The following is a 21,354-nucleotide window of genomic DNA, read 5'->3' on the forward strand; positions in this document are numbered from 1 at the left end:
GACTCGACCTATCGGCTGGTCAGCCGACGATCTCGTTGCCCGAGAAGAACTGCGCGATCTCGATCGCGGCGGTTTCCGGAGCATCCGAGCCGTGAGCCGAGTTCTCGCCGATCGACTTGGCGTAGAGCTTGCGGATGGTGCCCTCGGCCGCCTTCGACGGATCGGTCGCGCCCATGGCGTCGCGGTACTTGGCGATGGCGTTCTCGGCTTCCAGCACCTGAACCACGACCGGGCCCGAGGTCATGAACTCGACCAGCTCGCCGAAGAACGGACGGGACTTGTGGACGGCATAGAAGGTCTCGGCCTGTTCCTTGGTCATGCGGATGCGCTTCTGCGCGACGATGCGCAGGCCCGCCTTCTCGATCACGGCGTTCACGGCGCCGGTCAGGTTACGCGCGGTGGCGTCGGGCTTGATGATCGAGAAAGTGCGTTCGATGGCCATGATCTTGTCCTTGAAGAGAAAAAGGGCGGTGGGAGTTGCGGGGCTTATATCGGCGCCTTCGCGATCCGGCAAGCGAGTGCCGGAACGTCCCCAAGGGCGCTTCGCCGCAGGCGAAGACCCAAATCGCGGCCGGATTCCAATATGGATTACAACGATTTCACCCAGATGAACCCAATCTGAAGGCTCCATCAGGGTTTGGTTCAGCCTCGCTGGCGTATCGTCGGCTCCATCGAAACCAAAGCCTCGTTGCCGAGGCAAATCGTTTCGGCGGCCTTCCATCGACGCGATAGCCCCGCGCCGGCAGTTTTGAGGAGATCACGATGTTGAGGAAACTTTCGCTCGCTGCAGTCGCCGCGGTCGCCCTGGGGGCCGCGCTGGCTCCCACCTCCGCCTCCGCTCACTGGCATGGCGGCTGGGGCTGGCACGGCGGCGGCTGGTATCACGGCGGCGGCTGGGGCTGGGGCGGACCGCGCTTCTACACCGCGCCCGTCTCTTACGGCTACGGCGGCTGCTACGTGCGCCGGCTGGTCCCAACCCCCTGGGGACCCCGCTGGCGGCTGATCAACCGCTGCTACTGAGCCCGGCAGCATATTCCCTGATTACGTGAGGTACTGTTCCCCCCCTGCAGTACCTTCCAAGAGAGGCCCCGGTGTTCCCCCCACCGGGGCCTTATATTTGGGCACATACGGCGAATTCATACAATTTTTACTAGAATGCCAGCCATCCCCAACGCTCGGCGAAACCATTTTGGGGGGCAATGACTTGGTAGCGTGTCGTTACTTTGAACACACGGAACCCTGAAATGGCTGGCGTTCTTGCCAATGACAGCGAACAGATCGACCGGCGGACCAGCCGCTCGATTTGCGATGCCGTGGGCGAACGGCTTCAGCAGAGCATTCGCCCCGACCCCCGGCTGCCGACGCATCTCGAGCAGCTCTTGAACGAGCTGCGGAAGCGCGACCTCGATACGCACTGACGAAAAATCGGGTTGCGTTTGATCACGCCTGCGGTGACAAGGCCGCATGCTCACCATCACCGACCTCTCCGTCCGTCTCGCCGGACGCCTCCTGATCGATGACAGCTCCGTGCAGATCACGCCCGGTGCGCGCGTTGGCATGGTCGGACGTAACGGCACCGGCAAATCGACGCTGTTCAAGGTGATCCGCGGCGAGCTTTCGGCCGAGCACGGCTCGGTGACCCTGCCGCCCCGCTGGCGCGTCGGCAGCCTGGCGCAGGAAGCCCCGAACGGGCCAGAAAGCCTGATCTCGGTCGTGCTCGAGGCCGACCTCGAGCGCGAAGCGCTGCTGGCAGAAGCCGAGACCGCAACCGATCCGCACCGCATTGCCGAGATCCAGACCCGGCTCGTCGACATCGACGCCCATTCGGCGCCGAGCCGCGCCGCCGCGATCCTCTCCGGTCTCGGCTTTTCCGCCGCCGACCAGCTGCGCCCCTGCGCCGAATTCTCCGGGGGCTGGCGCATGCGCGTCGCGCTGGCCGCGACGCTGTTCGCGGCCCCCGACCTTCTGCTGCTCGACGAGCCCACTAACTATCTCGACCTCGAGGGAACGCTGTGGCTGGAGGATCATCTCGCGCATTATCCGCGCACGGTGATCGTGATCAGCCACGACCGCGACCTGCTTGAAAGCTCGGTCGACCAGATCCTGCATCTGGAGCGCGGCAAGCTCACGCTCTACAAGGGCGGCTACTCCTCCTTCGAGGAGCAGCGCGCCGCGCGCGAGTTGCTCGATGCCAAAGCCGTCAAGCGCCAGGAGGCCGAACGCGCCCGCCTGCAGGCCTTCGTCGACCGCTTCAAAGCCAAGGCGTCCAAGGCGCGCCAGGCCCAGTCCCGCGTGAAAATGCTGGAGCGGCTGAAGCCAATCACGGCGCTGGTGACGGAGGACGTCCGCGAGATCACCTTTCCCGCTCCCGAGAAATTGCTGTCACCGCCGATCATCGCGGTCGACAACGTCTCCGTCGGCTACGATCCGGCCATGCCGGTGCTGAACCGCGTGACGCTGCGCATCGACAATGACGACCGCATCGCGCTTCTCGGCGCCAACGGCAACGGCAAGTCGACGCTGGTCAAGCTGCTCGCTGCGCGTCTTGCGCCCTTCTCCGGCAAAGTGACGCGTGCCGACAAGCTGTCGATCGCCTATTTCGCGCAGCATCAGCTCGACGAGTTGAATGAGGACGCCTCGACCTACGACCACGTCCGCAAGCTGATGGGGGGCGATGCGCCCGAGGCCAAGGTGCGGGCACGTGCCGGCGCGATCGGCTTCTCCGGCAAGGCCGCCGACACCAAGGCGGGCAAGCTCTCGGGCGGCGAGAAAGCGCGGCTGCTGCTGGGGCTCGCCACCTTCTTCGGCCCCAACATGATCATCATGGACGAGCCGACCAACCATCTCGACATCGACAGCCGCGCAGCGCTTGCCGAAGCCATCAACGAGTTTCCCGGCGCGATCATCATGGTCTCGCACGACCGCTATCTGATCGAGGCCTGCGCCGACCAGCTCTGGATCGTCGCCGACCGCACCGTGACCAGTTACGACGGCGACCTCGACGAGTATCGACGCCTGGTGCTGTCCGCGCGCAATGCGGAAGCCCCCGCGCGCGAGCGCGCCGCTCACATCGAAAAGCCGCAGCGTCCGAAACCGGAAAATCGCGGCTCGCTGAAGAAGCGCATCGCGGAAGCCGAGTCCGAGATCGCCCGCGTCACCGAGATCATCGCCAAGATCGACACCGCGCTCGCGCTCCCCGATATTTTCACGCGGGATCCCAAACAGGCCGCACAACTGTCGAAAGCCCGCGCCAATGCCGCCGACGCGCTGGCGCGCGCGGAAGAGCGATGGCTCGAGGCGAGCGCGCAGTTCGACGAGGCGGCGGGCTAGATCGAAAACTGCAAAACAACCCCATGCACAGTAGCCGGGCCGCTGCCGGCGGAGTCCCGGCAACGCGACACAAACAATTGAAACAGCGCAGATAACCGGGCGAACCTGGGGTTCCCGCGTGATCTCATGCCTGTAGCGCTGAAGCGGCGACAGCAAGTAGCCCAGGATGGTGCGCGAGCCGGTCCTGATCTCCACGGTCACCCGATGCTTTGAAGAAACTTGCTGCGGCAGATCGCGCATCGTGCGGCACCGTGCTACGAAGCCGACACTGACCTTTTCGGGCGAAGAACATTTTTCAATAGGCAATTTTGAGGAGATCGCAGATGTCGTCACCCGAACCGATTAAATTCACCGACGGCGCGGCTTACGAGCGTTTCATGGCGCCTTGGAGCCGATCGGCCGGGACTCTCTTCCTCGACTGGCTGGCGCCTCGCCCGGGACTAAGTTGGGCAGACGTTGGTGCGGGCAATGGCGCGTTTACCGAGCTTCTTCTGGCGAGGTCCGCTCCTTCGTCCGTTTGCGCGATCGATCCCTCCGATGCACAGATCGGGACGGCGCGTCAAAAGTTCGCGGCAAAGCCGGTCGAGCTCTCGATCGGCGACGCGATGGCCCTGCCCTACGATGCGGCCCGCTTCGATGCCGCAGTGATGGCCTTGGTGCTGTTCTTCGTCCCCGATCCGCGCAAAGGCGCTTCGGAAATGGTCCGCGTCACCAAGCCCGGCGGCATGGTCGCGTCCTACACCTGGGACATTGTGCGGGGTGGCACGCCGACGCAGCCGCTGTGGGAAGAGTTGGATGCCCTCGGCATCCCCGCAGCGCGCCCGCCGAGTGCGGATATCTCGCGCTTCGAGATGCTCAAGGCGCTGTGGGCAGAAATCGGCCTGCGCGAGATCGAAACCCGCGAGCTCGTCGTCGAGCGAACCTTCGCTGACTTCGACGACTACTGGCTATCGATGGTCGTCAGCAGCCCGAGCGGTGTCGTGGGAAAGCTCTCTCAGTCCGAAACCACCGAGCTCAAACGACGATTGCAGGCACGCCTGCCGACGAGCGCGGCCGGCGCGATCACCGTTCACGCTTCCGCCACTGCGATCAAGGGACGCAAAGCCGCTTGATGGACAGCACGAGCCGATAGGTGCAACTAGAAGACCGACGTCCCGCTAGGTCGCCGCCTTCTTCTTCTTCGCCTTCGGCTTCGCCACCTTCGGCGCCGGCGGTGGCTCGGGATTGCCTTCGATCGCGGAGAGGCGCCCCGACGTGAAGGTGTAGATGCCTGCGCGCGGACCCGTGGTCCACGTGACCACTGCGACGCGGCGGCCGGCGCCATCGCTGGAGAGATTGACGTTCGAGGGCGCGCCGATGCCGCGCACCACGTCACACTCGGTGTGGCCGAGCGCAACCGTGCCGCCCACTGGCGCCGGCGCTGTCGAGGCATTGGCATCGGCGGGACCGGGCGGCGGCGCCATGCCGGGACAAGCGCCGTCGGCGCTGACGAGATCCTCAGCTCCCACAGGCTTATCGGGCGTCAGCGGCGGCGATTCGATCGAGATGTTCTTGATGAACAGGCGGCTCGGCTTGTTGAACCATTCAGCGTCTTTGGCTGAGCTCAGCATATCGGATGCGCCCGCGCAGCCCGCCATCAGCGGCGCGACGGCGAGCAACACAATCAGGGGCGACTTTGGAAGCTTTTGATGTCGCACGATAACCTAAATTCCCCACGTGAAGGAGCAGCCCTAAGCGATTGTCCCAACATCACTTTGCGGCACGAAGGTGGCCGAAACCAATCTGCCCGTCAAAGTCCAAATTATCATTAATTGCAAGCGGCCATCAATTCCGCCGCTGCCACCGGCCGCGTTCGTCGGCCTGCCAATAGGTGACCTCAAATCCGCGCGTCTTGCAATCCGCCCAGGTGCTGCGAGCCGCCGCGAGCGCGTCCGGATCGTCGCCGTTGAACAGCAGCACCATGCGCTCATAGCCTTGCGCGTCCTCGGGCAACGCGGCGTTGTCGACCAGGAAGCGGACATTGGCGCCGTTGGGATTGTCTGCCTCGATCGCCAACACGATCGGCTGGTCGGCAACATCGCTCACCCGCCATGTCGCATGCGGCAGGAAGGAATCGTCGCGATAAGTCCACAGATGAGCGTCCAGCGCATCGGCGCGCTCGGGCGAGGTCGACTGCACCACGACCCGCCAGCCGCGCTCGAGCGATTTCTCGAGAAGCGGCGGCAAGACGTTCTCAACCGTCATGTTTTGCAGATGGTAGAAGAGAACTTCCGTCATTTGCGCTCGTAATGATCGGCCACCAGACGATCGAGCAGCCGGACGCCATAGCCGCTTCCCCAGCTCTGGTTGATGTCGGTCTTGGGCGCGCCCATCGCCGTGCCGGCAATGTCGAGATGCGCCCAGGGCGTGCCATCGACGAAGCGCTGCAGGAACTGCGCCGCGGTGATCGAGCCTCCGTGGCGGCCGCCGGTGTTCTTCATGTCGGCGAACTGGGAGTCGATCAGCTTGTCGTATTCGGGACCAAGCGGCAGGCGCCAGACCTTCTCGCCGCTTTCGATGCCGGCTGCGAGCAGGCGCTCGGCAAGCTCGTCATTGTTGGAGAACATGCCGGCATGATCGGTACCGAGCGCGACCACGATCGCGCCGGTGAGCGTCGCCAGGTCCACCATGAATTTCGGCTTGGTCTTCTTGGCCACGTACCAGAGCACGTCGGCCAGCACCAGGCGGCCTTCGGCGTCGGTGTTGATGATCTCGATGGTCTGGCCCGACATCGAGGTGACGATGTCGCCCGGGCGCTGCGCATTGCCATCGGGCATGTTCTCGACGAGGCCGATGGCGCCGACCACGTTGACCTTGGCTTTGCGGGCCGCGAGCGCATGCATCAGGCCAACGACGCAAGCCGCCCCGCCCATGTCGCCCTTCATGTCCTCCATGCTGCCGGCCGGCTTGATCGAGATGCCGCCGGTGTCGAAGCAGACGCCCTTGCCGACGAAGGCGACCGGCGCCTCGCCCTTCTTGCCGCCATCCCAGCGCATGATCACGGTGCGGCTCGGCCGCGCCGAGCCCTGGCCGACGCCGAGCAGCGCGCCCATGCCGAGCTTCTGCATCGCCTTGACGTCGAGCACCTCGATTCGCACGCCGAGCTTCCTGAGCTGGCCGGCGCGGCGTGCGAACTCCTCGGGGAAAAGCACGTTCGGCGGCTCGTTGACGAGGTCGCGCGCGATGATGACACCGTCGACGACCGCGCCGGCCGAGGCAAAGGCCTTCTTCGCCGCGGCCGCATCGCCAACCGCGAGCGACACGTCGGCGCGCAGGGCGCCCTCCTCGCCGTCTTTCTTCTTGGTCTTGTAGCGGTCGAATTTGTAAGCGCGCAGGCGCAGGCCCGAGGCGATCGCAACCGCCTGCTCGCCGCTCATGGCGCCGTCAGGCAGCTCCGCCAGAATGGTCATGGACTGGGAAACCGCCTTGAGCTTGCTGGCCGCCATGCCGCCGAATTTGAGGAAGTCGTTGCCCTTCAGGCTTGAGGCCTTCCCGGTTCCGATCACGATCAGCCGCTCGGCCTTCAGACCTTCGGGGGCGAGGATGTCCAGGGCCGCGCCGCTTTTGCCCTTGAATGAGCCGGCCGCCGCCGCTCGCTTCACGAGTTCGCTGGCACCGCCCAGCGCCTTGGCGGTTGCCGGGCCAACCTTCAGACCCTCGTCACAGAACACGACCAGAATGCCACGGGCGGCGGAAGCGAGCGGGACGAAGCCGACCTTGATGGCATCGGACATGGGTAACTCCTCGAAAACATGGGGCTTTTTGCCGATCGATGGATACGGCCGAAAGCCGGACCTGAACGGCGATTCACTCTGCTTTCGACACTATGGGCGAGATCAGCGGCCGATGCCAAGCACCGCCCGTGGCGTGGAGGTCACATTGAGGGAAATATTAACCATATATTGACGGCGCCTTGGGTCAGCCATTTTGTTGACGGATCAAAGGGATGGTAGTGAGAAAGTAAGCTGCCGAAAGAAGTGGTCGGGCGACCTTGGGGATCCCTGTCAGGGGATTGGTCGAACAACCGGAATTTCGGTGCGCGCGTTGGGGCTTTGGTGGGATTCGTGCGGTAGCGCATGGGGTCGATCGACAGGTATATTTTCCGCACGACGCTGGCGTCGTTTGCGCTGGTCCTGGTCAGCCTCACCGGCGTGATCTGGATTACGCAGGCGTTGCGCGGCATCGACCTGATGACGAGCCAGGGTCAGACCATCCTGACCTTCCTCGGCATCACCAGCCTCGTGATCCCCGCACTGGTGCTGATCATCTCGCCGATCGCGCTGATGATCGCGATCTCGCACACGCTGAACAAGCTCGCGACCGATTCCGAGATCATCGTGATGAATGCCGCCGGCTTCTCGCCGTTCCGGCTGTTCTATCCATTCTTTTACGCCACCTGCGTGGTGGCGCTGCTGGTCGCCTTCATTGCGGCCTACCTCGCTCCCGACGGCATGCGGCGGATCAAGCAATGGGACGCCGAGATCACCGCCGACGTGCTCACCAACATCCTGCAGCCCGGCCGCTTCGCCCAGCTCGACAAGAACCTCACGATCCGCATCCGCGAGCGGCTGCCCGGCGGCATCCTCGCCGGCATCTTCATCGACGACCGCCGCGATCCAAATGAGCGTGTCTCGATCGTCGCCGAGCATGGCGAGGTCGTGAAGAACGAGAACGGATCGTTCCTGGTGCTCAAGGACGGCAATCTGCAGCGCTTCGAGGCCGGCAAGCGCGACCCGGCCCTCGTGGCATTCGGCCGCTACGGCTTCGACATGTCGAAGTTCGGCAACCAGGGCCACGACGTCACGCTCGGCATTCGCGAGCGTTATCTCTGGGAGCTGTTCTCGCCGTCCGAGGACGACCCCGTTTACAAGCAGATTCCCGGGCAGTTCCGTTCGGCCCTGCATGACAGCCTGCTGGCGCCGATCTATCCGTTCGCCTTTGCCGTGCTGACCTTCGCGTTCCTGGGCGCGCCGCGCACCACGCGCCAGAGCCGCAATTTTTCGATCGGCTCCTCGATCCTCGTCGTGTTCGGCCTGCGCATGGTAGGCTTCGCCTGCTCGGTCATGTCCGTGAAATCGGCGGATGCGGTGCTGGTCCAATATTTGATGGTGCTCGGGGCCATCGGTGTCGGACTTTGGATGGTGATCGGCGGCATCGTGGTCGAGCCGCCGCCCGGCCTGCTGGAGGCCATCAACAGGTCGAACGCGCGGATTGCGCGGCTGTTCGGACGGCCGGCCGCCGCATGAGCATGCTCACCAACACGCTCGGGCGCTATTTCGCCGGCCGCTTCGTGGTCGCCGCACTCGGCGTGTTCGCGAGCATCTTCCTGCTGCTGGTGCTGGTCGACTACATCGAGATGGTGCGCAAGACTTCGGGGCTGGCATCCGCCTCCGCGATCATGGTGGCCGAAACCTCGTTGTTCCGGGTGCCGCAATTGCTGGAGAAGCTGACCCCGTTCTGCGTGCTGATCGGCGCCATGACCTGCTATCTCGCGCTCTCCCGCCGGCTCGAGCTCGTGGTGGCGCGCGCCGCCGGCGTTTCGGCCTGGCAGTTCATCTCGCCGGCACTCGGCAGTGCGCTCGTGATCGGCGTGCTCGCCACCGTCGCCTACAATCCGATGTCGGCCAATTTGCGCGAACTGTCCAAGCGCATGGAAGCCGAGCTGTTCGGCTCGGCGCCCGGCGGCGGCATCCAGGACGCCTCGGGCTTCTGGCTCAACCAGGTGACCAGCGACGGCCAGACCATCATCAACGCCGCACGCAGCGAACAGCAGGGTATCCGGCTGACGGGCCTCACACTGTTCCGGTTTGACACAGATCAGCACTTCAAGGAGCGGATCGAGGCGCGCGAGGCGACGCTCGAGTCAGGTCATTGGCTGTTCAAGGGCGTGCGCCGTTTCACGCTCGACGCCCCGCCGGTCGACCAGGCCAGCCTGGAGATTCCGACGACGCTGACCGAGGCGCAGGTCCGCAACAGCTTTTCCACACCCGAGACTGTGTCCTTTTGGCAACTACCGAGCTACATCCGTTCTTCCGAGAGCTCGGGCTTCGCGACAGCCGGCTATCGACTCCAGTATCACAAGCTTCTTGCGCAGCCGTTTTTGCTCGCAGCGATGGTGATGCTCGCGGCTTCCGTGTCGCTGCGCTTCTTCCGGATGGGTGGCGTACAGAAGATGGTTTTGAGTGGCGTGGGCGCAGGCTTTCTGCTCTACGTTCTGTCGAAAGTGACTGAAGACTTGAGCAAGGCTGAGTTGATGCATCCGATCGCTGCGGCGTGGTTGCCCGTGGTGGTGGGCGGCCTCACCGGCTTTTTGGCCTTGCTGTATCAGGAGGACGGATAGTGACGGCCGTCCGCCGAGGACATCTGGCTGGCTGGGCGCAGCGCAACGTGGTGCGCGCGAACGGATGCGGCTTGTCCATCCGCAAGCTGATGCTGGCCGCCATTGCCGTCGCCTCGCTCGCCGGGATGATGGATGTCGCCGCGGTGGCGCCTGCGGCCGCGCAAAGCTTCACCTACAATCCTTTGCCGCCGCGTCCGAAGCCGCCGCGGGCCGCCAATGACGGCCAGATGCTCGTGCAGGCGACCGAGGTCGACTACGACTACAACAATTCGCGCGTCTCGGCGGTCGGTAACGTTCAGCTGTTCTACAACGGCACCAGCGTCGAGGCCGACCGGGTCATCTATGACCAGAAGACCAAGCGGCTGCATGCCGAGGGCAACATCCGCATGACGGATGCCGACGGCAAGATCACCTATGCCGAGATACTCGATCTGTCCGACGACTACCGTGACGGTTTCGTCGATTCGCTGCGCGTGGACACCGAAGACCAGACCCGGATGGCCGCGACCCGCGCCGACCGTTCCTCGGGGAACTACACCGTGTTCGAGAACGGCGTCTACACGGCCTGCGCACCGTGCCGGGACGATCCGAAGAAGCCGCCGCTCTGGCAGGTCAAGGGCGCCCGCATCATCCATGATCAACAGGAGAAGATGCTGTATTTCGAGACGGCGCAGCTCGAATTCTTCGGCGTGCCGCTCGCCTACATGCCCTATTTCTCGACGCCCGACCCGACCGTGAAGCGCAAGACCGGCTTCCTGATGCCGGGCTTCACCTCCTACACGGCGTTCGGCTACGGGGTCGAAGTCCCGTTCTATTGGGCGATCGCGCCCGATATGGACGCAACCTTCAACCCGCGCATCACCTCCAAGCAGGGCGTGCTGTTCCAGGCCGAGTTCCGCCAGCGCCTGCTGGACGGCGCCTACCAGGTTCGCGTCTACGGCATCGACCAGCTCAATCCGGGCAATTTCGCCGGTCAGCCCGGCGACCGCCAGTTCCGCGGCGGCGTCGAGACCAAGGGCCAGTTCGCCCTGAACGACAAATGGGTCTGGGGCTGGGACGGCGTCCTGCTGTCCGATTACTATTTCATGTCGGACTACCGCCTGTCGGCCTATCGCGATCCGCTGGGATCGTTCCTGAATCTTCCGACGGAAGCGATCTCGCAGCTCTATCTGACCGGCGTCGGCAATCGCAGCTTCTTCGATGCCCGCACGATGTACTTCCTGAGCTTCTCGGGCAACCAGCAGCAGGTTCCGGTCGTCTATCCCGTGATCGACTACTCGAACGTGCTCAACTATCCGATCTTCGGCGGCGAGGTCTCCTACAAGACGAATTTCGTCAACCTGACCCGTAACGACGCGGCGTTCGATCCGATCACGACGACGGCCAATACCAACGGCCTGTGCACGATGGCCTCGGCCGATCCGCTCGCGCGCACGCCGACGCAGTGCCTGCTGCGCGGCTTCCCCGGCACGTACACCCGCCTGTCGGCGGAGGCGCAATGGCGCAAGTCCTACACCGATCCGTTCGGCGAGATCTGGACGCCGTTCGCCATCCTGCGCGCCGACGCGATCAACTCCGACGTCTCGAACCAGCCGGGCGTGTCGAACTACCTGCCCGTCGGCGACACCCAGGCGTTCCGCCTGATGCCGACCGTCGGCCTCGAATATCGCTATCCCTTCATCAACGTTCAGCCCTGGGGCTCGACCACCATCGAGCCAATCGCGCAGGTCATCATCCGTCCGAACGAGACCTATGCCGGCAAGCTTCCCAACGAGGATGCGCAGAGCATGGTGTTCGACGCCTCGAACCTGTTCAGCGTCGACAAGTTCTCCGGTTATGACCGCGTCGAAGGCGGCGGCCGCGCCAATGTCGGCGTGCAGTCGACCACGCAGTTCGACAGGGGCGGCGCGATCAAGGTGCTGTTCGGCCAGTCCTACCAGCTGTTCGGCATGAACTCCTTCGCGGTGCAGGACTCCATTAATACCGGCATCAATTCCGGCCTCGACAAGCCGCGTTCGGATTACGTGGCCAGCGCCAGCTATTCGCCGAACAGCACCTATACGTTCAGCGTCCGCTCCCGCATGGACGAGCAGACCTGGAACTTCCAGCGCTTCGAGGCGGAAGGCCGCGCCAATTTCAATCGCTGGTCGGTGAGCATGCTGTACGGCAATTACGCGGCCCAGCCCGAACTCGGCTACCTGACCCGGCGCGAGGGCATCCTGACGACGGGCTCGGTCAAGGTCGCGACCAACTGGGTGGTGACGGGCTCGGCGCGCTGGGATCTCCAGGCCAACAAGATCAACCAATATGTGCTCGGCGCCGGCTATGTGGACGATTGCTTCGTGCTGGCGGCGAACTACGTAACTTCGTATAGCTACTCCGCGGGCACCACGCCGCCCGTACTGAGCCACGCGTTCATGTTCCAGATTGGCTTGCGCACGCTGGCGACCTCGGCGGCGTCCAGCAGTTCCGCCGGCATCCAGTGAACCCGTCCAAAATGCCGGCCGCGCGATCCCTATCGCAGGATCATTTCGGCTGACATGCGAGCGACAACCATGACGACCTCCCTGCCCGTGTTCCGCCTCCTCCCTCCCGCGCTCGGCGCCTTGCTGGTCGCCATGCTCGTGCTCGCCGGCGCACCGGCGCGGGCGCAGAACATCGTGGTGATGGTCAACGGGGATCCCATCACCGATTACGACATCGAGCAGCGCTCCAAGCTCGACACGCTGACGACGCAGAAGACGCCGAGCCGGCAGGACGTCATCAACGAGCTGATCGACGACAAGATCAAGATCAAGGAAGGCAAGAAATACGGTGTCGAACCCACCGTGTCCGACGTCAACCAGTCCTACGAGGGCATGGCGCAGCGCATGCGCGTCACGCCCGATCAGCTCAGCAAGTCGCTCGAGGTCAAGGGCGTGCGTCCCGACGTCCTCAAGAGCCGCATGAAGTCCGAGATGGTCTGGACCAGCCTCGTGCGCGGCCGTTTCAAGGAGAAGCTGCTGGTCAACGAGAAGGACGTCGCGGACAAGGTGCGCGAGAGCGGCGACGAGAAGCTCCAGATCGAAGGCACCGAATACAAGATGCAGCCGGTCGTGCTGATCGTCCCGCGCGGCTCCTCCCCTGCTTTCCAGGAGACGCGGATGAAGGAGGCCGAGCAATATCGCGCGCGTGTCGGAAGCTGCGAGGAAGCCAATTCGCTGTTCCGCTCGACGCCGAATGCGACCATCCGAGAGACCGTCACCAAGACGACCTCGGACCTGCCAGAAGCGCTGCGCAAGGTGCTCGACGACACACCGATCGGCCATATGACCGCACCGGAAGTCACCAAGGCCGGCATCGAAATGGTGGTGGTGTGCTCGCGCAAGCCGACCACGATCGATACGCCGAAGAAGCGCGAGATCCAGCAGAAGATGTATACGGAGAAATACGAGAAGACCCAGAAGGCCTATCTCGACGAGCTCCGCAAGGCGGCGATGATCGAATATCGCAACCGCTGATGGCTACCGCTCCCGCAACGCCTCTCGCATTGACGCTCGGAGAGCCTGCCGGCATCGGCCCCGACATCACCATCGCCGCCTGGCTGAGGCGCCGCGAGCTCGGCCTGCCCGCCTTCTACCTGCGCGGCGACGAGGCGTTCATCGCCCGCCGCGCCAAGGCGCTGGGCAAGGCGCTCGGCGCCGACATCAAGATCGCCTCGGTAAGCCCCAGCGAGACCGAGGCCGCCTTTGCCGACGCCTTGCCCGTGGTTGCAACCAGCGAACGCGCGACCGCAGAGCCCGGCAAACCTGACGCCTCCAGCGCACCGGCCGCGCTCGCCTCGATCCGCGAGGCGGTCGCCGACGTTCGCGCGGGCCACGCCAGCGCAATCGTCACCAATCCCATTGCCAAGAGCGTGCTCTACCGCGCCGGATTCCGCCATCCCGGCCACACCGAATTCCTCGCCGAGCTCGCAGAGGCGGACGGCCGCGTGCCGCAGCCGGTGATGATGCTGTGGTCGCCGCGGCTCGCCGTGGTACCGGTGACGATCCACGTGTCGCTGCGAGATGCCCTCACGCAGCTCACGAGCGACCTCATCGTCTCGACCGTACGCATCGTCGCAGCCGAGCTGAAATCCCGCTTCGGCATTGCGGAGCCGCGCATTGCGGTGTCCGGACTCAACCCGCATGCCGGCGAGGACGGCTCGCTCGGCCATGAGGAGCAGACCGTGATCGCGCCCGCGCTCAAGGCGCTGCGCAACGACGGCATCGACGCCAGGGGACCGCTGCCCGCCGACACCATGTTCCATGAAGCCGCGCGCAACACCTATGACTGCGCGGTCTGCATGTATCACGACCAGGCGCTGATCCCGATCAAGACCGTGGCCTTCGACGACGCTGTCAACGTCACGCTCGGCCTGCCCTTCATCCGCACCTCTCCGGATCACGGCACCGCCTTCGACATCGCCGGCAGCGGCAAGGCGAATCCCGCGAGCTTGATCGCCGCGCTCAAGCTCGCGAGCCGCATGGCGGCTGCGAACAGCTGATGAGCGCGATCGACGACCTCCCGCCGCTGCGCGAGGTCATTCGCCGGCATGCGCTGTCGGCCCGCAAATCGCTCGGCCAGAACTTTCTGCTCGATCTCAACCTCACCGCGCGCATCGCGCGTGCAGCAGCGCCGCTCGAAGAGAGCGTCATTGTCGAGATCGGCCCCGGCCCCGGCGGACTGACACGGGCGCTGCTCGCGCTCGGCGCAAGGCGCGTCATCGCCATCGAGCACGACGAGCGCGCCATTCCCGCCTTGCAGGATATTTCCGCGCGCTACCCTGGCAGGCTCGAGATCGTGCATGGCGATGCCATGACGTTCGACCCGCGCCCGCTGCTCTCAGGAGAGCGCGCCAAGATCGTCGCCAATCTGCCCTACAACATCGCGACCCAGCTTTTGATCAACTGGCTCACCATCGAACCCTGGCCGCCCTGGTATGACATGATGGTGCTGATGTTTCAGCGCGAGGTCGGCGAACGCATCGTCGCGCGCGAGGACGAGGACGCCTATGGCCGGCTCGGCGTGCTCGCCAATTGGCGCTGCGAGACAAAGATATTGTTCGACATTGCGCCGTCCGCTTTCGTGCCGCCGCCGAAAGTCACCTCCTCCGTCGTGCGCCTGGTGCCGCGCGCCGAGCCGCTGCCCTGCGATCGCAAGCTGCTCGAACAGGTGGCAGCAGCGGCCTTCGGCCAGCGCCGGAAAATGCTGCGGCAAAGCCTGAAATCATTGGGCGTCGATCCCGCGCGGCTTGCGCAAGCCGCCGGTGTCGATGCGACGCGGCGTGCGGAGACCATCCCTATCTCCGGCTTTGTTGCCATGGCGCGTGAATTGGCGGATATACGCAGCCAAGCCTGATCATCGGGAATTTCGGAGGAAGGAATATGGCGTTGATGCGTCGGCAGTCGCTGGTCAAGTTCGATGCGCCCCTGTGCGAGACCATCGTCGATGCGCCCAAGCCCAAGGCTATGGAGGTGCTGGTGCGCATCGAGCGCTGCGGCCTCTGCCATTCCGACCTGCACATCCAGGACGGCTATGCCGATCTCGGCGGCGGCAAGAAGCTCGACACCACGCGCGGCATGACGCTGCCCTTCACGCTCGGCCATGAGATCGCCGGCGTCGTCGACGAAGTCGGCCCTGACGTGCCGGCAAGCCTCGTCGGTTCGAAGAAGGCGGTGTTTCCCTGGATCGGTTGCGGTCAGTGCCGCGACTGCAAGAACGGCGACGAGAATCTCTGCGCCAAGCAGCGCTTCCTCGGTGTCTCCATCGACGGCGGCTTCGCCACCCACGTGCTGGTGCCCGACGCGAAGTACCTGCTCGACTACGATCCCCTGCCGGTCAACCAGGCTGCGACCTTGATGTGCTCTGGCGTCACCGCCTACGGGGCGCTCAAGCGCCTGGTCGATCGTCCGCGCCAGCGCAATCTGCTGCTGATCGGTCTTGGCGGCGTCGGCATGATGGGCCTGTCTTTCGCGCAGGCGATGTTCAAGCAACCGATCACGGTTGCCGATCTGTCGCCGGCCGCGCGCGAGACCGCCCTGAAGAACGGCGCCGCGGTTGCCTACGATCCGTCCGAGCCCGACGTGATCAAGCGCATCCTGAAGGAGACCGATGGCGGCTTCGACGAGGTGGTCGATTTCGCCGGCAACGAGAAGTCGATGGCGTTTGCGGTCGCAGTCGCCGCGCGCGGCGGCAAGGTCGTGGTGTCAGGCCTGATGGGCGGCCAGTTCACGCTCCCGATGGTGCAATGGGTCTACAAGCGCCTCACCGTCGAGGGTTTCATGGTCGGCACGCTTGCGGAGGCGCATGAGCTGATGGCGCTCGCCCGCGCCGGCAAGATCAAGCCGACGCCGATGCGCGAAGAGCCGATGGGCGACGTCCAGAAGTGGATCGACGAATTGCGCGCCGGCAAGGTGGTCGGCCGCATCGTGCTGAAGAACTAGGTCTTCACCGACGGCGAGATGTCTTGCTACTGCACGCGGAACGGCTTCGGCCGCACTGCGTTGGCAGCGCATGTCCATTCGCTGTACGGTCGAAAGCGCATTCTTCATCGCCTGGAGCTTCCTCGAGAAGACCGGCGAGCTCGGGCCGCCTGATGTCTCCGCGGATACCATCCTCGACGCGATCGAAGCGCAGCTCAGAACCGGCGAGCGCCGGCCCCTGATGCTCGCCAACCGAGCGATCGATGCGTACCGGCACGCGAACGACCGGTCGGTGACGCGCGAGGCCCGCCTCGGGTAGCGAGCCGCAAGCCATACGCGCGTACCTGTGTTCACTGTTGAACAGAGCGGGTGTTCCGTTTTCGAAATATCCGGTGTTCTCCGGTGAAGAACAAAGTTCGCGACGTGGCGGACAGGCAACAATGCCTGCGACGCGCTTACTGACGACGAGGCCGCCCGGTGCGAAGCGGTCCGTCCTACCCGCGAACACTTGGGCCCGCTGCTGGAACGCCCCGAGCGTCCAGCGCGTTGACCTTTCGTCAAGGCAATGACGGAGTGTGATCTGCATGACGAAGCCGCTGACAAAGACCGTGCAGCCCGTTCCCGACGAAAACCAGAGCCATAAGGGCGCCGGCAGCGCACCGACCGTTCCCGTCGACACCACCAAAGGCCATCGCGACGACGAGAAACAGAACATCCGTGAGCAGGCCGCCCACGGCAATCTCACCCAGAACACCACCAGCCGGCGCATGGGATAGGCGCAGAATCCACGGGGGGAATGAAGAGGAGATACGAACTTGGTGACTCCCGGCAAATGGTACGATCCGATCTCCGAACGCTGGATCGCACCGCGCGAACTCCACGCCGTAGCTCCCTCCCCTGGTGTCAGCGAGAACCACGTGCTCGAGATGCAGAGGTCCGTCGAGATTCAGCGCATCTGGCGCCTGCTGGTCGATTGCTGCGCAAGCAAATGATGCTTTTGGTCGTGCGCGACGGCGGAGCGCGCCATCCGCCAAGAATCAGTCTTCCCGCATGACCGACCCCGTCTCCCCCGCCAGGCCGGTCGCCGTCGCGATCCGCTATGGCGCGATCATCGCCGGCTATGCCTGCCTCCTTCTCACCGCGATCTGCTTCGTCATCGCGTGCCAGGTCTTCATCCAGACCGGCATGTTTGCGCAGTCCTACGCGATGGTGGGATTGATCGGCGGCGTGCTGGGCATGTTGGCGCTGAAGCTGGCGAGTGTGTGGAAATAGACGCGCCTCGTCATTACCGGCGAGAGACTGCCCTCGGGGAATCAGCCGCGCTGAGCGCCTCCGACATGAGCATCGCACCGCTTTTCGCCTGCGCACAGGGCTGTTAGACTGTCACCATTGATTTGGGGGCTTTCATGCACGCGAGGATTGTCAATCGCGTCCTGATGCTGGCGGCGCTGGTCGCAGCGACGCTCACCGTTGCGAGCCCGCCGGCTCTCGCCGAGAAGCGCATCGCGCTCGTCGTCGGCAACTCCGCCTACAGGAACATCACGCCGCTCGACAATCCGTCCAAGGATGCGAGCCTGATGGCCGACACCCTCGCCTCGCTCGGCTTCACGCTGGTCGGTGGCCATGCCCAGCTCGATCTCGACAAGGCCGCGATGGACATCGCCGTGCAGAGCTTTGGGAGGCAGGTTCAGGGCGCCGACGTTGCGCTGTTCTATTATGCCGGCCACGGCGTGCAGGTCGCGGGCTCGAATTATCTCGTGCCCGTCGGCGCCAATCCGACACGCGAGGCCGACGTCGATTTCCAGATGACCGACGTCAACCTGGTGCTGCGGCAGATGCAGGGCTCAGGCACGCGGCTCAACCTCGTCATCCTCGATGCCTGCCGCAACAATCCGTTCGGCTCGCGCGGCCTGCGTTCCTCGGACGGCGGGCTTGCACAGATGCGCGCGCCCGAGGGCACGTTGATCTCCTACGCGACACAGCCCGGCAACGTCGCGCAGGACGGCAGCGACGGTCACAGCCCCTACACCAAGGCGCTCGCTGCGACCGTCCGCACCGCAGGCCTCGACGTGTTCCAGACCTTCAACCAGGTTGGGCTTGCCGTGAAGCGCGCCACCGCGGGCGCGCAGCAACCCTGGGTCTCATCCTCGCCGATCGACGGCACGTTCTATTTCGTGCCGCCGACGCAGACTGCGCCGCCACAGGTCGCGGCGATGCAGCCGGATCCCCTGCCGTCCGAGCGCCTCCGCGCCGATCCCGACCGCGTTCCGCTGCGCGATGCCGCGCTGCTCAGCGAGTTGAACGAGCGGCTCTACGAGCTCAATTTCGACCCTGACACGCCCGACGGACTGACGCGCGCCATCACCAAACTTCAACAGCGCATCGCCATGGCGCCGACCGGCGAAGCCACCGAGGGCCTGCTGCTGCGGATGCGCAAGATGGAGGACCTCAAGCCGTGGGGTTCGATCGTCTATGGGGCCGACAGCAACAAATGGGGCATCTCGTGGAATCACGCCTCGCGGCGCGCGGCGGTGGCGGATGCGCGCGGCAATTGCGCCGGTGCCAAATGTCCGATCGAGCTCTCCTTTTACGGCAAGAGCTGCGGCGCGTTCGCGATCTCGGACAAATCCTGGTCGCTGGTCCAGCGCGACAGCGTCCAGCGTGCAAAGGACGCCGCGCTTGACGATTGCGGCAAGGCCGGCAAAGCTTGCCGCATTATTGGCGCCGTCTGTGCCGACGGCTCCGGTCGCTGATTTTTCATGATGATGGATTGATTGCTCATGACGAACCCCGCCCGCGTATTTGCGCTCACCTCGCTCATTATCATTCTCGGCTCACCATCGGCCTTTGCGCAGTCCGGTAGCGCCGGCGGATCGATCGGCAATGACGAGAAATCCCTGTCTGGCTCGCGCCCGGACAGTTCTCCCGGCCGCTCGGCGGAGCCGGCGCCGTCGGCGCGCCGGAGCAAGCCGGCGGCTGACGAACAACGCTCGTCACGGCGCGGCGGCGGAGGAGGTGGCGGCAGCTTCGACGGCGCCTGGGCCGTCACCAGTGTCGGGTGCGGCGGCACGACGAGCGGCGCGACCGTCGTGACCTCGGGCCGTGTGATCGCCGAAGGCGTCAGCGGAACCGTCAGCGCGAACGGCTCGGTGCACACGTTCGGGCATGGCGAAGGCGGCATCACCTATACCGGCGCTGGCCGGCTGTCCGGGCGCAGCGGTTCCGGCACGTTCCGCCGCTCCGACGGCTGCTCGGGAACCTGGACCGCGAGCAAACAATAGCGCCGACAAAAAGCCTGAATCCGCGGTGGAACGAACGCCGCGCAGGCCCGATTCAAGCCACATCCTCTCCGGATTTGCGGCTCATTGCCACCTAACTCTTTGTTGAGAAAGGGAAGGTAACGAGTTGCGTCATGCGTAATCGGGAGACCAGGATGGGCAACCGCACCGCAAAGTTTTTATCCGCGCTGGCAGGCAGCATCATTGCCGGCGCACCATTGGCCGCGGTCTCACAGAACGCGCCGAGCGCCCCCGCCGCCGCAAGCGCGGCGAGTGCCGCAAGCGACTGCCTCGCCTCACCGAAGGGCACTGCGCCGCAGGGACAGCACTGGCACTATCACGTGGAACGCGGGACCAAGCGGCAATGCTGGTATTTGCGCGCCGAGGGCGCCAAAGCGACAACCACCGCGCAGACCGCGAACGACTCGCCGCAACCGGATTCCTCGCCGCCGCAATCGGTGCAGAATGCGCGCGCCGAATACATCGCGCCGCAGAGCACCGCCGCGCAGGCTGCGCCTGCAGCAGCGACGCCACAGCCAGCTCAGCCCGCATCCGCCACCAGCGGCGAACCGCAGCAACCGGCGGTCGCCGCGCGCTGGCCTGATACCACGACGGCAGCCGCCGCGCCCATGCCGCAGCCGGCAGCGGCAGCGGACCAGGCGAGCGCGCAGCCGTCCGAATCCCCTGCCCCTGTGGCGCTCGCCGCGGCCGACAGCGCTGACAAGCCGACCGGCTCGCTCCAGACATTGCTGCTCGTCATTGTCGCGGCGCTCGCGCTCGCCGGCCTCATCGCCAGCGTGATCTACCGCTTCGCCGGTGGCCGCGCGCGCGTGCAGACGGCCGATCGCCGCGTCAGCTGGAACAGGCAGGATGACGACAACAGCCGCGCGCCCTGGCACACGGCGCCGCGCGCAGAGCGCCCGCTTCCCGTCGACTTCGATGCGGTGCGTCCACAAGCGCCTCAGATCGCCGCTTTCAGCGACGCCATCGGACGGATCGCCTCGCAAGGCCGTTCCACCGAGGTCGCGGTTGAAGAACCTGATGAGACCGGGATCGACCATTACGACGATGAATTCGAGATCGAGGCCTCGGCCTCTCCCCTCGCGGCCGACAGGATCCACGAGGAAGAGCCGGTCCCGCACGCCGCAGGCGCGCACGAGGACCATCCGCGCGAGGACAATGCCGTCGACATCGACATCATCACGGCGATGCTGGAGCGGATGGCGAGCGAAGGGCCGCGGCTGACGCAGCCGAGCCTCGACCCTAGCCTTGAAGCTGACCTTGCAGCCCTCGCACGAAGCTCACGAGCCCGGTCCGCCGCTCGCGCTTGAGGCGCTCGGCCTTCAGGATCGACTGCACCTCGGCGAAGGCGTCATCGACATTGTGGTTGATGACGATGTAGTCGTACTCGGCCCAGTGGCTCATCTCATGGCTGGCGCGGCTCATGCGCTTGCGGATGACCTCGTCGGAATCCTGCGCGCGCGAATGCAGCCGCTTCTCGAGATCGCCGGCCGACGGCGGCAGGATGAAGACGCTGACGACGTCGGCGCGCGCCTTCTCGCGCAGTTGCTGCGTGCCCTGCCAGTCGATGTCGAACAACACGTCCTGCCCCGCCGACAATGCGGTCTCGACGGGCGCGCGCGGCGTGCCGTAGCTGTTGTCGAACACGGTCGCCCATTCCAAGAGCTCGTCGCCCTTCACCATGGCGTCGAACCTGGGCTTGTCGACGAACAGATAGTCGCGGCCGTCGACCTCGCCGGGCCGCATCGCGCGCGTCGTCGCCGACACCGACATGCGCAAGCCCGGCATGCGATCGATCAGCATCCGCGACAGCGTCGTCTTGCCCGCACCCGAGGGCGAGGACAGAACGAACATCAATCCGCGCCGCTCGACCCCGTCAGTTCCGTGACCGCCCGTCGTCATC

The 21,354-nt window shown here is 65.0% G+C and carries 23 protein-coding genes; 18 read left to right on the forward strand and 5 right to left on the reverse strand.

The genetic code is table 11. The features are described 5' to 3' along the window. Positions 1–19: 19 nt before the first annotated feature. The gene (gene ndk, locus XH91_RS20180) at positions 20–442 is read right to left on the reverse strand and encodes a nucleoside-diphosphate kinase (protein WP_128952188.1); all 423 of its coding nucleotides are present in this window, start codon (positions 440–442) and stop codon (positions 20–22) included. 320 nt (positions 443–762) lie between these two features. Here ndk and XH91_RS20185 point away from each other — a divergent pair, with 320 nt between their 5' ends. From XH91_RS20185 to XH91_RS20195, 4 genes are all read left to right on the forward strand, one after another. Next, positions 763–1,020 carry a sulfur globule protein precursor gene (locus XH91_RS20185; RefSeq protein WP_128952189.1) on the forward strand — a complete coding sequence of 86 codons (258 nt, stop codon included), beginning with the start codon at positions 763–765 and terminating at the stop codon, positions 1,018–1,020. 224 nt (positions 1,021–1,244) lie between these two features. Beyond that, positions 1,245–1,418 (forward strand): hypothetical protein, encoded by a 174-nt coding sequence (locus tag XH91_RS38950; RefSeq protein WP_164934224.1) that lies wholly within the window; start codon positions 1,245–1,247, stop codon positions 1,416–1,418. Between the two features lie 46 nt (positions 1,419–1,464). Further along, complete coding sequence (locus XH91_RS20190; protein WP_128952190.1) at positions 1,465–3,330, forward strand: ABC-F family ATP-binding cassette domain-containing protein; 1,866 nt, start codon at positions 1,465–1,467, stop codon at positions 3,328–3,330. Positions 3,331–3,653: 323 nt separating this feature from the next. After that, complete coding sequence (locus XH91_RS20195) at positions 3,654–4,442, forward strand: class I SAM-dependent methyltransferase (protein ID WP_128952191.1); 789 nt, start codon at positions 3,654–3,656, stop codon at positions 4,440–4,442. A gap of 45 nt (positions 4,443–4,487) precedes the next feature. Here XH91_RS20195 and XH91_RS20200 read toward each other — a convergent pair whose 3' ends face one another. From XH91_RS20200 to XH91_RS20210, 3 genes are all read right to left on the reverse strand, one after another. Beyond that, entirely contained in the window at positions 4,488–4,988 is a 501-nt protein-coding gene (locus XH91_RS20200) for a hypothetical protein (protein WP_164934231.1), read from the reverse strand. A 166-nt stretch (positions 4,989–5,154) separates the two neighbouring features. Then, positions 5,155–5,607: a DNA polymerase III subunit chi gene (locus tag XH91_RS20205; protein WP_128952193.1), complete on the reverse strand. Its 453-nt coding sequence runs from the start codon at positions 5,605–5,607 to the stop codon at positions 5,155–5,157. Then, positions 5,604–7,103 carry a leucyl aminopeptidase gene (locus tag XH91_RS20210; RefSeq protein ID WP_128952194.1) on the reverse strand — a complete coding sequence of 500 codons (1,500 nt, stop codon included), beginning with the start codon at positions 7,101–7,103 and terminating at the stop codon, positions 5,604–5,606. The genes XH91_RS20205 and XH91_RS20210 overlap by 4 nt, the downstream gene beginning before the upstream one ends. 342 nt (positions 7,104–7,445) lie before the next feature. Here XH91_RS20210 and lptF point away from each other — a divergent pair, with 342 nt between their 5' ends. From lptF to XH91_RS20275, 14 genes are all read left to right on the forward strand, one after another. After that, complete coding sequence (lptF, locus tag XH91_RS20215) at positions 7,446–8,615, forward strand: LPS export ABC transporter permease LptF (protein ID WP_128952195.1); 1,170 nt, start codon at positions 7,446–7,448, stop codon at positions 8,613–8,615. After that, complete coding sequence (lptG, locus tag XH91_RS20220; protein ID WP_128952196.1) at positions 8,612–9,709, forward strand: LPS export ABC transporter permease LptG; 1,098 nt, start codon at positions 8,612–8,614, stop codon at positions 9,707–9,709. Before lptF ends, lptG begins: the two co-directional genes overlap by 4 nt. Further along, positions 9,709–12,195 (forward strand): LPS-assembly protein LptD, encoded by a 2,487-nt coding sequence (locus tag XH91_RS20225; RefSeq protein ID WP_164934223.1) that lies wholly within the window; start codon positions 9,709–9,711, stop codon positions 12,193–12,195. The genes lptG and XH91_RS20225 overlap by 1 nt, the downstream gene beginning before the upstream one ends. 69 nt (positions 12,196–12,264) lie before the next feature. Beyond that, entirely contained in the window at positions 12,265–13,209 is a 945-nt protein-coding gene (locus XH91_RS20230; RefSeq protein WP_164934222.1) for a SurA N-terminal domain-containing protein, read from the forward strand. Next, positions 13,209–14,234: a 4-hydroxythreonine-4-phosphate dehydrogenase PdxA gene (gene pdxA, locus XH91_RS20235; RefSeq protein ID WP_128952199.1), complete on the forward strand. Its 1,026-nt coding sequence runs from the start codon at positions 13,209–13,211 to the stop codon at positions 14,232–14,234. Before XH91_RS20230 ends, pdxA begins: the two co-directional genes overlap by 1 nt. Further along, positions 14,234–15,088: a 16S rRNA (adenine(1518)-N(6)/adenine(1519)-N(6))-dimethyltransferase RsmA gene (gene rsmA / locus XH91_RS20240; RefSeq protein WP_128952200.1), complete on the forward strand. Its 855-nt coding sequence runs from the start codon at positions 14,234–14,236 to the stop codon at positions 15,086–15,088. Before pdxA ends, rsmA begins: the two co-directional genes overlap by 1 nt. Positions 15,089–15,114: 26 nt before the next feature. After that, positions 15,115–16,173 carry an alcohol dehydrogenase gene (locus XH91_RS20245; RefSeq protein WP_128952201.1) on the forward strand — a complete coding sequence of 353 codons (1,059 nt, stop codon included), beginning with the start codon at positions 15,115–15,117 and terminating at the stop codon, positions 16,171–16,173. A 70-nt stretch (positions 16,174–16,243) separates the two neighbouring features. Continuing rightward, positions 16,244–16,471 carry a hypothetical protein gene (locus tag XH91_RS20250; RefSeq protein ID WP_128952202.1) on the forward strand — a complete coding sequence of 76 codons (228 nt, stop codon included), beginning with the start codon at positions 16,244–16,246 and terminating at the stop codon, positions 16,469–16,471. 265 nt (positions 16,472–16,736) lie between these two features. Next, complete coding sequence (locus XH91_RS20255) at positions 16,737–16,928, forward strand: hypothetical protein (protein WP_128952203.1); 192 nt, start codon at positions 16,737–16,739, stop codon at positions 16,926–16,928. A 39-nt stretch (positions 16,929–16,967) separates the two neighbouring features. After that, positions 16,968–17,144, forward strand: a complete 177-nt coding sequence (locus XH91_RS38955) for a hypothetical protein (protein WP_164934221.1) — start codon at positions 16,968–16,970, stop codon at positions 17,142–17,144. A 58-nt stretch (positions 17,145–17,202) separates the two neighbouring features. After that, positions 17,203–17,424: a hypothetical protein gene (locus XH91_RS20260; RefSeq protein WP_128952204.1), complete on the forward strand. Its 222-nt coding sequence runs from the start codon at positions 17,203–17,205 to the stop codon at positions 17,422–17,424. A 134-nt stretch (positions 17,425–17,558) separates the two neighbouring features. Then, positions 17,559–18,905 carry a caspase family protein gene (locus XH91_RS20265; protein WP_128952205.1) on the forward strand — a complete coding sequence of 449 codons (1,347 nt, stop codon included), beginning with the start codon at positions 17,559–17,561 and terminating at the stop codon, positions 18,903–18,905. Between the two features lie 27 nt (positions 18,906–18,932). Continuing rightward, on the forward strand, positions 18,933–19,433 hold the full coding sequence (locus XH91_RS20270; RefSeq protein WP_128952206.1) for a single stranded DNA-binding domain-containing protein: 501 nt from the start codon (positions 18,933–18,935) through the stop codon (positions 19,431–19,433). Between the two features lie 152 nt (positions 19,434–19,585). Continuing rightward, complete coding sequence (locus XH91_RS20275; protein ID WP_128952207.1) at positions 19,586–20,761, forward strand: hypothetical protein; 1,176 nt, start codon at positions 19,586–19,588, stop codon at positions 20,759–20,761. On the opposite strand, the gene gmk is transcribed toward XH91_RS20275, so the two are convergent. After that, positions 20,694–21,353 (reverse strand): guanylate kinase, encoded by a 660-nt coding sequence (gene gmk, locus XH91_RS20280; RefSeq protein ID WP_128952208.1) that lies wholly within the window; start codon positions 21,351–21,353, stop codon positions 20,694–20,696. The genes XH91_RS20275 and gmk overlap by 68 nt on opposite strands. Position 21,354 lies beyond the last annotated feature (1 nt).

The sequence above is a fragment of the Bradyrhizobium guangzhouense genome, assembly GCF_004114955.1.
Taxonomy (GTDB): Bacteria; Pseudomonadota; Alphaproteobacteria; order Rhizobiales; family Xanthobacteraceae; genus Bradyrhizobium; species Bradyrhizobium guangzhouense.

Coding starts and splice junctions, on each gene's coding strand:
- XH91_RS20205 (WP_128952193.1), bottom strand. CDS start 5,607: ATGACGGAAGTTCTCTTCTACCATCTGCAAAACATGACGGTTGAGAAC.
- XH91_RS20270 (WP_128952206.1), top strand. CDS start 18,933: ATGACGAACCCCGCCCGCGTATTTGCGCTCACCTCGCTCATTATCATT.
- XH91_RS38950 (WP_164934224.1), top strand. CDS start 1,245: ATGGCTGGCGTTCTTGCCAATGACAGCGAACAGATCGACCGGCGGACC.
- rsmA (WP_128952200.1), top strand. CDS start 14,234: ATGAGCGCGATCGACGACCTCCCGCCGCTGCGCGAGGTCATTCGCCGG.
- XH91_RS20250 (WP_128952202.1), top strand. CDS start 16,244: ATGTCCATTCGCTGTACGGTCGAAAGCGCATTCTTCATCGCCTGGAGC.
- XH91_RS20230 (WP_164934222.1), top strand. CDS start 12,265: ATGACGACCTCCCTGCCCGTGTTCCGCCTCCTCCCTCCCGCGCTCGGC.
- XH91_RS20260 (WP_128952204.1), top strand. CDS start 17,203: ATGACCGACCCCGTCTCCCCCGCCAGGCCGGTCGCCGTCGCGATCCGC.
- pdxA (WP_128952199.1), top strand. CDS start 13,209: ATGGCTACCGCTCCCGCAACGCCTCTCGCATTGACGCTCGGAGAGCCT.
- ndk (WP_128952188.1), bottom strand. CDS start 442: ATGGCCATCGAACGCACTTTCTCGATCATCAAGCCCGACGCCACCGCG.
- XH91_RS20190 (WP_128952190.1), top strand. CDS start 1,465: ATGCTCACCATCACCGACCTCTCCGTCCGTCTCGCCGGACGCCTCCTG.
- XH91_RS20210 (WP_128952194.1), bottom strand. CDS start 7,103: ATGTCCGATGCCATCAAGGTCGGCTTCGTCCCGCTCGCTTCCGCCGCC.
- XH91_RS20275 (WP_128952207.1), top strand. CDS start 19,586: ATGGGCAACCGCACCGCAAAGTTTTTATCCGCGCTGGCAGGCAGCATC.
- lptF (WP_128952195.1), top strand. CDS start 7,446: ATGGGGTCGATCGACAGGTATATTTTCCGCACGACGCTGGCGTCGTTT.
- gmk (WP_128952208.1), bottom strand. CDS start 21,353: ATGACGACGGGCGGTCACGGAACTGACGGGGTCGAGCGGCGCGGATTG.
- lptG (WP_128952196.1), top strand. CDS start 8,612: ATGAGCATGCTCACCAACACGCTCGGGCGCTATTTCGCCGGCCGCTTC.
- XH91_RS20255 (WP_128952203.1), top strand. CDS start 16,737: ATGACGAAGCCGCTGACAAAGACCGTGCAGCCCGTTCCCGACGAAAAC.
- XH91_RS20245 (WP_128952201.1), top strand. CDS start 15,115: ATGGCGTTGATGCGTCGGCAGTCGCTGGTCAAGTTCGATGCGCCCCTG.
- XH91_RS20265 (WP_128952205.1), top strand. CDS start 17,559: ATGCACGCGAGGATTGTCAATCGCGTCCTGATGCTGGCGGCGCTGGTC.
- XH91_RS20185 (WP_128952189.1), top strand. CDS start 763: ATGTTGAGGAAACTTTCGCTCGCTGCAGTCGCCGCGGTCGCCCTGGGG.
- XH91_RS20195 (WP_128952191.1), top strand. CDS start 3,654: ATGTCGTCACCCGAACCGATTAAATTCACCGACGGCGCGGCTTACGAG.